Source organism: Mycobacterium gastri, assembly GCF_002102175.1.
GTDB classification, from domain to species: domain Bacteria; phylum Actinomycetota; class Actinomycetes; order Mycobacteriales; family Mycobacteriaceae; genus Mycobacterium; species Mycobacterium gastri.
On record NZ_LQOX01000058.1, the window covers coordinates 1 to 9707 of the forward strand.

General features: G+C 61.1%; 6 protein-coding genes. 1 reads left to right on the plus strand and 5 read right to left on the minus strand.

Features of this window, described 5'->3' with window-relative positions; all coding sequences use genetic code 11:
* Positions 1-389: 389 nt before the first annotated feature.
* The 4 genes from AWC07_RS05015 to AWC07_RS05030 form a co-directional block, all read right to left on the minus strand.
* Positions 390-2105, minus strand: coding sequence for a glycosyltransferase (locus tag AWC07_RS05015; protein ID WP_036415133.1), 1716 nt, complete (start codon positions 2103-2105; stop codon positions 390-392).
* The gene (locus AWC07_RS05020) at positions 2102-3223 is read right to left on the minus strand and encodes a DegT/DnrJ/EryC1/StrS family aminotransferase (RefSeq protein ID WP_036415130.1); all 1122 of its coding nucleotides are present in this window, start codon (positions 3221-3223) and stop codon (positions 2102-2104) included. Before AWC07_RS05020 ends, AWC07_RS05015 begins: the two co-directional genes overlap by 4 nt.
* Positions 3216-4208, minus strand: a complete 993-nt coding sequence (locus AWC07_RS05025) for an NAD-dependent epimerase/dehydratase family protein (RefSeq protein WP_167380015.1) — start codon at positions 4206-4208, stop codon at positions 3216-3218. The genes AWC07_RS05020 and AWC07_RS05025 overlap by 8 nt, the downstream gene beginning before the upstream one ends.
* 1022 nt (positions 4209-5230) lie before the next feature.
* On the minus strand, positions 5231-6076 hold the full coding sequence (locus AWC07_RS05030; RefSeq protein WP_084293587.1) for a class I SAM-dependent DNA methyltransferase: 846 nt from the start codon (positions 6074-6076) through the stop codon (positions 5231-5233).
* An 80-nt stretch (positions 6077-6156) separates the two neighbouring features.
* On the opposite strand from AWC07_RS05030, the gene AWC07_RS05035 reads away from it, so the two are divergent.
* A complete protein-coding gene (locus tag AWC07_RS05035; RefSeq protein ID WP_167380016.1) occupies positions 6157-7548 on the plus strand; it encodes an aminotransferase class III-fold pyridoxal phosphate-dependent enzyme in 1392 nt (463 codons plus the stop codon).
* Between the two features lie 20 nt (positions 7549-7568).
* Here AWC07_RS05035 and AWC07_RS05040 read toward each other — a convergent pair.
* On the minus strand, positions 7569-9707 hold a 2139-nt coding region (locus tag AWC07_RS05040; RefSeq protein WP_139829546.1), incomplete at its 5' end, for an SDR family oxidoreductase.

The window sequence follows — 9707 nt, forward strand, 5'->3', positions numbered from 1 at the left end:
ATTCCCGCAGATCAACGCCACATCCTCGACGCGCTCGGACTGAAAACGGGGTACTAAGGCAAATGTCCTAACTCAGGTCTCGTTTCATGCGTGCTTATCTCGTTCGCCACCGGGAGTGGCTACGGTGAGCAGCAATGCGACCATCGCATCGCCCGACACCGAAAGGATATGCGTGCCAATCGCCGTGCACCCCGGTTCGACTGCGGATTGAGCATTGTTCGAAAACGCCTACGCCCGACTACTCGACCGTTTGTGAGAAGCCATGTCCGAGAAGATGTTTCGGTGCGGATCGAGCACCACTTCGATTCGATAGCGGTCTTCGCCCCAGGCTGTGGCGGCCTCGATGAGGCCGCGGATGAGCTCCGCCAAGTAGCGAACGACTTGCGGGATCACCTGCGGTGATCATTCGTGTCGCTAGACGCGTGCGCACTCGAGGTGGTCGCGGCATCCCAATTGGGCCAGCCTTGGCGCATGTGGCTCACGTAAAAGCGGATCCGCTCCTGTGCGACCGCCTCATTGCGAAAGAGTGCGACTTCCGGATCGTCGGCGGATGGCAGGAACGAGAAACAGTGATCTCCGCGCAGCTTGCGAATCGGTACATTCAGGTGATGGGAGAGCACGAACGACATCCAATAATCATCGACGAGTGCGGTTTCAAGCCTTCGCATGGGATATGCGCCGATACGCGCGAGGATGGATCGCGGTAGTAAGCAGTTATCGGCGTGCATGAAGTGTACGAGCTGTTCAGGTTCGGATTCGTCGCTAAATACCAGAGATTCATGGCCTATCCATACGCGCTCGGGGTGATCTTCGTCGAGTGCGTGGGGTAGGAACCGGTGCCCGCGAAAACACAACGCCTCGTCGCCATGGCGTTTGTGCGCCGCGACAAGCTCCCGGAGGTAACAGGGCTCTACCAATACGTCGTCGTCGCACACGACCAGGACATCGCTTCGCATGATTGCGGGCATCGCGAGACGAACGCGGCAAAATAGGTTTGCGCTGGAGTGAATGACGCGGAGGTCGAGGTCGTTGTCGAACCGAGCCGCAATCCGATCGACATCCTGAGTTGACTCGGCGTTATTGTTCCAAAGGACGAACTCGAACGAGCCATCGAAGTCCTGTCGGGTGAATCGCTCGACCACCGCCGATAGCGTGTTCGTCCGTCGGTAGGAGCACATCATCACGGTCACATCACGCGGACGAAAGCTCCCCAGTTGCTTCGGCGGAATGGACAGATCACGATAGATCGCCGTGCGCTGCAGGTTCTCGAGAAAAGCGCTGCCCGTGATCTCTTCCTGGATCGGCAGCGCAGCCAGGTGCCGAGATCCGGCGACAAGACTCGCTTCGTCGCGAAGCAATGCGGCAGCTTCATCCAATGTGTCGTAGAAGAGCGGGTAGTCCGCTCCGACATATTCCTCGACGCCGGTAAGCCGGTTGACGATCAACGGCGTCGCGCGCGCCAGGCACTCGACCACGGTGGTGTTTGCGAACGCATCAACAAGGTTCAGGAATACGATCGAGCGGGCAAGAGTGCGCTCGTAGGTGGCCGAATCGACCCGATCGCGCGCCTCGACGCTGCCATTGTCGGCGATTCCGAGCGCTTGCGGATCGAACCCCTGCGGAGCGAACAAGATCTTCCTACGATCGCCGGCATCCAGATCATAAAACGACTGGTAATTGCGCAGGAACGTGCCGATGAAATGGACCTCGCGAGGCCCGGTTCGCATCGCCTCAAGTGTCCAGTATGTCGTCGGAGTCGGAGCCGGGTAGCGGACCAGACCGATCGGCACCGTTATACCGAGGTTGTGTAATGCGCTCCGCACGTACTCCGAGAGCACCCACAGCCCACGACAGTGCGGAAGGCTGGCCCGCCACGCTGTCATCTGTGCCGGGCGCTCGTCGTGCTTTGGAACTTGGTGTACGAAGCCAACCCACGGCTCTTGAATTGGTCCGTGAAAGTAGAACTCCTCCTCGACAGCGGTCACGCAGCGTATGCCATTTGGATCATGGAGTTGCTCGGTCAAGAGTTCGACGACCCAGCGCCACCCGCCGTTGTGATGCGGCCAGGAGATCGGCCGCATGATGTTCAACCGCGCAGAACTCATCTGCGCTCTCCGCGTGCAACCCTATGCAGCACCTCTGCCACTCTTGCCGGGACCGATGCGGGCATCCCAATGAAGGAAGGCAGGTAAAAGCCGTGCTCCCAGAGTCGTTGGGAATTAGGGAATCTGCCGCATGTGGTATGGATTAACGGCTGGCGATGCACAGGGGTGAAGAACCGGCGCGTCTCGATTCCTGCGGCACGCAGGGCACGCTGGGCTGTTATCCGGCTTTCTGGAAATCGGCGCGGATTGAACACGATCCCGTAGACCCAGTACACGTTGTGGCACCAATGGCCGCGTGGTTGGCGTTCCATGCCCGGAATATCGGCGAGCGCTTCATCGTAGGCTGCCGCATTCTCGATGCGAGCCTGATTTGCGTCATCGAGATGACGTAGCTGTGCAAGCCCGAAGGCTGCCTGCAACGCGCTCATCCTGAAGTTGTAACCAAGCGCTTCGTGCGTGAAGCGCGATTCCTCGTCGGTGCCGAAGCACAGATTGCGCTTCCACCGCAGCTTGTCCGCGAGTTCAGCCGAGTCTGTGACAATGACTCCGCCTTCGCCGGTCGTGATCGCCTTGTTTGCGTAGAGACTGAAGCAGCTCAAATCTCCAAAGGTGCCGACCTGGCGCGATCCGACCGTCGCGCCGAGCGCCTCTGCCGCGTCCTCCACCAGGGCGACCTTGTGAGCGCAGGCGATGGCACGCAGTTCCTCGATGCGCGCGGGATGGCCGTAGGTATGCACTGCGAGAATTGCGCGGGTGCGCGGCGTGATCGCGGCGCGCGCGCTGTCGACGTCGAGGTTCCACGTGTTGTCGGCATCGACCGGAACTGGTCGCGCGCCGCGCCGCACGACCGCAAGAATGCACGAGAACATGCAGAAGTCGGGAACGATCACCTCGTCGTCCGGACCGATACCGAGCACATCGAACGCGAGTTCGAGGGCGCACGTACCGTTGACAACCGCGATCGCATGGCCGACCCCGATGCGCCGTGCGAATGCCTGCTCAAACTCGTCGACGACAGGAGTAGACGCCGAAAGCCAGTTGGCATCCAGGATGCGAGCCAGCTCCAAAATCTCATCCCCCCAGACGTGGGGTTTGCAGACAGGCACGAACTCATCCACGGATCGTGACTCCACGGCGCTCGAACGACCACATGCGACCGTTGCTCTCATACCAATCCACGGTCCGCCGAAGGCCGGTGTACAGATCGACTCGCGGCAACCACCCGGTGAGCTCGCGCAGTCGGGTCGGATCACAGACGAAGCAATCGATGTCTCGCCTGCGTAGCCGCCCCGAGTCCAGCTCGATGTCGACTCGTTCGTAGCCGTACAGACCTCCGACATGCTGCGCGAGCTCGGCGATCGTGACTGCGCGCCCGCTACCGACGTTGACCGGAGTCGCGTCCACTGGTCCACATTCCATGAGCCGGACCAGCGCACGGGCAGTGTCTTCGACGTATGTGAAGTCCCGGGAGGCCGCCACGTTGCCAAGGCGAAGCCGCGGTCCGCGATGAAGCTGGCTGATCAGCTCGGGCACGATATAGGGATGCGTTTCGCGAGGTCCGTAACAGTTGAAGATCCGCGCGAGCACGACCGGGAGGCCATGTTCTATGTGGATCGTGTGGCAGGCCCGATCCGCGGCGACCTTCGATACGGCGTAGGTGTTAACCGGACAACAGGGAAGCGACTCGTCGATGGGGCGATCGTTTCCGGCGAGCCCGTATACCTCCGTCGACGACACGTAAAGCACGGCCTTCACCATGGCATCGCGGCTGGCCAGCAGGACGCTGACAGCAGCCGCGGTGTTGTTGTCGAAGAACCGCGCCGGGTGGTCGTAGGCATCGGGCACAAACGTGTCGCCGACGCAATTGAAGACGAACTGCACGCACTCGCGCCGCAAGACGTCGTACAGATGCGAGCGGTCCCTTGCATCACCCTCGACGACGACGGCGCCGGGACCGAGATTGTCCACATGGCTGGGCGAACCATGGAGGAAGTTGTCGTAGACAATCACCCGGCAGCCCAGAGCGAGCAATTCACGAACTAGCGCCGAGCCCACGAAGCCCGCGCCACCTGCCACCATCGTGGAGCTATTTTCGATAGTCACAATGACTTGATCCATCCTCCAAGAAAGCCGCCCATCGCGATCCCGCGCAGCGGCGGGCAAGGACCGTGTTTGTTGCCGGCTCGAGTGCGAACCTGCTGAGTTTGCTGTCGAAAACTGATGGTGCGCCGGGCATGTCCGGGCCTGGTGGAAAGATTTTGAGGCCACTGCATGTCGGCCGGCTCCAACCATCGGCCAGATCGAAGAGGCGATCGAGGATCATGTCGCCAGGTTCCGGCTCTCGGTAGGGCGGCGCTTGCGGTGTGCGGCTCTGACAGTCGTCTGGATCTTCGCGAAGGATCTCGGAGTGTGCCCGTACCTCGGAGTCGTTGTCGAGGGCTGCGTTCAGCGTCATCGAGCCAGTTCGGTGATGCGCGACGAGGGCGTACACCGTGCGGACCCTCATACCAGTTCCTCCTGCGGTGCGATGCGCAACCGTGGCGTCCAGTGCGAAGGGCGACGCCGCTGCCGCTCGGGATGTCGACCAGCAACACGGAAAAGCCTGGGAGCGTGGTGCTAACAATTCGCTCGATCGCGCGACCCTTCGGGTGGCAGTTTAAGCGGTGAGTGCCGGTGTTGGCGGGGACTTATTGCCGGCGGGATTTTCAAGGTGGGCTTCTCTGCGTACCGTAGAGACATCGCCGTGTGGGAGCGATGACGCTGCGAAATTTCGAATGGGCGTTTCAAGAAGGCACGGCTCGTGTCCGGGAAATGGGTAGGCCGATCGCAGACGGCTCGGGAGTCGGGCTTGCAGACGAGTGACGTGGATGGTGAGGCCCGCTTAGCGGAGAGCCAACGCGATGAGTTCGAACTGCCACGCAAGGAAGAAGCCGAGCAGGCGATGGAGCGCGATATGTTCAAACGCTCGGCCGCCAGATGTGGAAACCTGCATCACCGCCCACCGAGGGCCAGCCTCACGGAAACGACATGAGCTCACCTCACGTGATAACGCCAACTACCGGTGCCCGCTCGTTTCCGCAAAGCGGAATTTAACCAAAACTTTGAACCAGCGCTGGGGCACCCAGTTATTGGGCCTGGCAGATGAACAAAGGGCGCCAAATTGAATTGACCCCTTCGAGATCTTCGGCGCCCATAATTTCTATTACTCGAAAGTTCTTTTCAGCTTCAGCCCGTACCTGCTCCAGCGGAAATGATATTTCATATATATTGTCGCAATATAACCGAAAGCGGCCGTCTGATTCCTTTTCGAACACTTTTATTTCCCAGTTGAATACCCGGTCCAGTTTCTTCACGTCGGTGATCATGTAATTTTCCCCCAGCACACGACCCCAGGGCGAATTAGAGGCAGTCCACCCTTCGAGATGCTCAATTGAGTTCATATCAAAGATAAACAACCCACCCTGGTTCAGATGTTTGCGCGCGTTGGCAAACGTAGCGCACCAACTCTCCCAGTCAGGTAAATGGTTGATCGAGTCGTATACACAAAGAACAGCGTCGAACGTCTTCCCGAAATCGAGTTTGGCAATATCTCCGACCCTCATATCAACATCGGGCAGTTTTTGCTTCGCTATCGCAATCATCTCAGGAGATAAATCCACGCCTGAAATATCATATTGCTGCGATAAGCCCTCCAGAATCATTCCAGTGCCGCTGGCAAACTCGAGAATAGTTTTTGCGGTGGGTGCATACTTTTCGATTAGGCTTTGCAGAAACCCTGCTTTGACGGGCCTGTGGATCGAAATGGCGTCATAAAATTTCGCAATTTCACTGTAGGGCGCCACGCGCATAAGTGTATCGTGTCGGCGGTCGGACGGCGCTGCGTCAGATAAATCAGGATCCAGTCCCGCGTCGGACGCCTTGCCGCCCGGTGCGGCATGCCCCCGGTCAGCTGGAACACAGCCAGACCGCATATACCGAATTCTGCACGGGAAGTTGCGCCGAACGGCATGATACCCGGAACTCGCACCCGAGAAAGGGCAGGATGAATCCCATGGCCGAGATCACCACCGAGATGTTCCTGGAGAACACAACCGAGTTCGTGGCGCGGGCGCGTGAACTCGACTGCATTAAAGGCCTGGTGGCGCGGCAACCGAAGACTATCGCCGCGGCGGCACGACGGGCACGTAAGGGCGTCTTCAATAATTTCGTCGACGGGATGCCCCGCATAATCCCGATGATCGCCGGATGGGCGCGCGGCCCGCACATTGCCGATCTGGATGGCAACGAGTTCGTTGATCTCGACAGTGGCAGAGGGGTCAACTTCCTTGGACACTCGCCTGAGGTCGTGACCGACGCCGTCCGATCGATGCTGGGCAGCGGTTTGACGGTCGCGGCCGGTCACGAGGTCGAGACTGCGCTCATGAGTCTTCTTCTCGAGAGCGTTCGCTGGGCGGAGGGCGGGTTTCTGAGCAACTCGGGCACCGAAGCCACGATGCATGCTCTCAAGCTCGCGCGGGCATTCACCGGACGGCCGCTCGTCGCGACGTTCGAGCACTGTTACCACGGGCACCACAACGACGTTTTGGTAGCCAGGCTGCCCGACGGCTCGACTCGACCGGGCATGCCGGGGGTCGCGCCGTCGGTAGCTTCGTCGACGATCGTGCTTCCTTACAACGAGACAGCGTTCGAGGTGATCTGTGCGCACGCCACGGAACTCGCGTGCGTCATTCTTGAGCCGATCCGGTCGAGCTGGCCGCAATTGGATCGAGAGTTCCTAGTCGGCCTACGGAAGCTGACCACCGAGCACGGCATCGTGCTGGTCTTCGATGAAATGCTCTCCGGGTTTCGGTTTCGCTTCGGCGGGACCCTCGACGCGGAGGGCATCACCCCCGACCTTGCGACCTTCGGGAAGATTATCGGTGGCGGGCTGCCCATCGGCGCGACGCTGGGGCGGTCCGATATCGTCAAGATGGCTGTCACGACGGGCGACTACATGCGTGACATGCAGACTCGCACACACATTCTCGGAACCTTCTGCGGCAACATCGTCTCGTGTACGGCCGGGCTCGCGCAGCTCGAATACATTCGCGATCACCAGGACGAGGTCTATCGAACGACAGGCGCGGCCGCCGATCGATTCGCCGCTCACCTCGAGCGGTTGCGCGACGACGCGGGCTACCCGATCGCGATTCGACGGTACGAGTCCCTCGTGCGACCGTTCTTCGGCACCATGTCGACAGACAGCTTCGTGGAGTTGGTTCATCCGGCGCGAAACGCGGTGGGCGAGTACATGTGGACGTATTACCTGCGCGCGGCGGGTGTCCACGTGCCCGAATTCCTCTACCCGTTCTTCACGTACGCGCATACCGCTGACGTGATGGACGTCGTCTGCGACGCGGTAACCCAATCGTTCGAGGGTCTCAGGAAAGACGGGTTCATGTGATGTCGAGCGCGGCTAGCGCCCTACAGCAGTCCGAGCAGCTGCAAGTCGGTGACGTACTTAAGGATGACCGGCGCCGAGACGTGCGGGATGTCCGGATTGTCCTTGTCGGGGCCGATCTTTGCTTTTTGCACCGCAGCGCGGAACCGGTCAGCCGGCGCAAGCGATCCCAAGATCGGCTCTGCGGGCTGCAAATGCGTGGAACTGTGTGACGAATCGGAATTGAGCAACGGCAACTTCCACAACTGCGAATGCTGGCGCTGTCGATCCGGCAGGGCACGCAGGGCGGTCTCAAACCGCTGTAACCACTCCTCAAAGTCGGCGATGCGCTGAATCGGGTACCCGGCCTCGATCAACCAGTCGACGTACTCGTCGAATCCGATTCCGTCGTCGTGGGGGTTCATCACGTGATATGTCTCGAACCCGTCGACCACCCGGGCACCCAGCGTCGCGATCGCCTCAGCGACGAATTCGACGGGTAGCCCGTCGAAGTGGGCACGTTGCCGGTTGCCATCCGCGTCGAGCTGGTAGAACGAGCCGGGCGCGAGGCCCGTAGCCACCAGGGAAAGCATCAACCGAGTGAAATTGTCCGGCAGGTTGAGCTGACCCGCGTAGGTGGTGTCGGCCAGGATCATGTCGCAGCGGAACACCGCGACCGGCAGCCCGCACAGGTCATTGGCCTCATGCAGCAGCACCTCGCCGGCCCACTTGCTGTTGGCGTAGCCGCTGTCGATCGTGCGGGTAGGGCTGATGACCCGGATATCGGCGTCCTCGGTGAACGCCGACAACTCGACCTGGTCGCCCACGCTTGCAGTCGATACAAAAGCGTAGGGCTTGATCTTCGTGGTGAGCGCGAGCCCGATCAGCTCGGCGGTGCCGACGACGTTGGGCCTGAACAACTCTCGGTAGGGCAGCACGTGGTTGACCACGGCGGCGGGATCGACGATCAGATCGACGGTGTCGGCTAGCCGCTGCCAGGTCTGCTGGTCCAGGCCCAGGTGGGTCTTGCCCTTGTCGCCGGCGACGACCTCCAGACGATTGGCGGCCAGTTGCTGGTAGTGCCGTAGTAGTTGCGGGTCGCCGCTGTCGAAGGTCTTGTCCAGACGACGCCGCGCATCCTCGTCGGACTCGGCTCGCACCAGACAGATCAGCGTGCCGTCGACCCGGTCCATCCGCTCCAGCCATTCCAGCGCCAGGTAACGCCCGAGGAAACCGGTCGCGCCGGTTAGCAGGACCGTCCGCGTCTCGGCGCTCGAGCATGGCAAGGTGGCGGCGGTGGTCAGTGTCGTGGCATCGATGAACTTGTCCAGTGTGAGATCGCCGGCATGCACCTCGGTGGGGTCGCGGCCGTGCACGAACGCGAAGCTGGGCCTCTTGGCCCCGGGCTTTCGCTCGGCCTCGATTTCGTCGACGGGAGCTTGTAGATCCCCTGCCGGGCCCACGGCGGGCACTATTTGTTCCGCCGGGCTGGTGTGTGCGCCCAACTGTCGGCTCAAGCTCCGTACCGTCGGCGCGTCGAATAAGCTGCGCACCGAAACGTGGGCATCTAGGCGGACGTTGATCGTCGCGATCACCCGCATCGCGGTGAGGGAATTGCCGCCGAGGTCGAAGAAGGAGTCGTCGACTCCGACGCGCTCGAGTCCGAGTACCTGGGCGTAAATGCCGGCCAGGATTTCCTCGACCGGGGTGGCCGGAGCGCGGTAACGATCGCCATCGCGGTACTGAGGCGCCGGCAGGGCGCGGGTGTCGAGCTTGCCGTTGACCGTCAACGGCAGTTCATCGAGCACCACCACCGCCGCCGGCACCATATAGGCCGGCAACCGTAGAGCCAGCGCGGCGCGGATCGCGGCCGGCTCAGCTGTCCCGGTGACATAACCCACCAGACACTTATCACCAGGGCGGTCCTCGCGGGCAATGACCGCCGCCTGCTGCACCCCAGCCAGCCCGCACAACACCGCCCGGACTTCACCACACTCAATGCGGTATCCGCGGATCTTGACCTGCTCATCGGCGCGCCCCACATAACGCAACTGCCCATCAGCACCCCACCACACCAAATCCCCGGTGCGATACATCCGTATTCCTAGCATCCCCACGCCGCCGAACGGACACGCCACAAACCGCGACGACGTCAACCCCGCCCGCCGCCAATACCCCAGGTC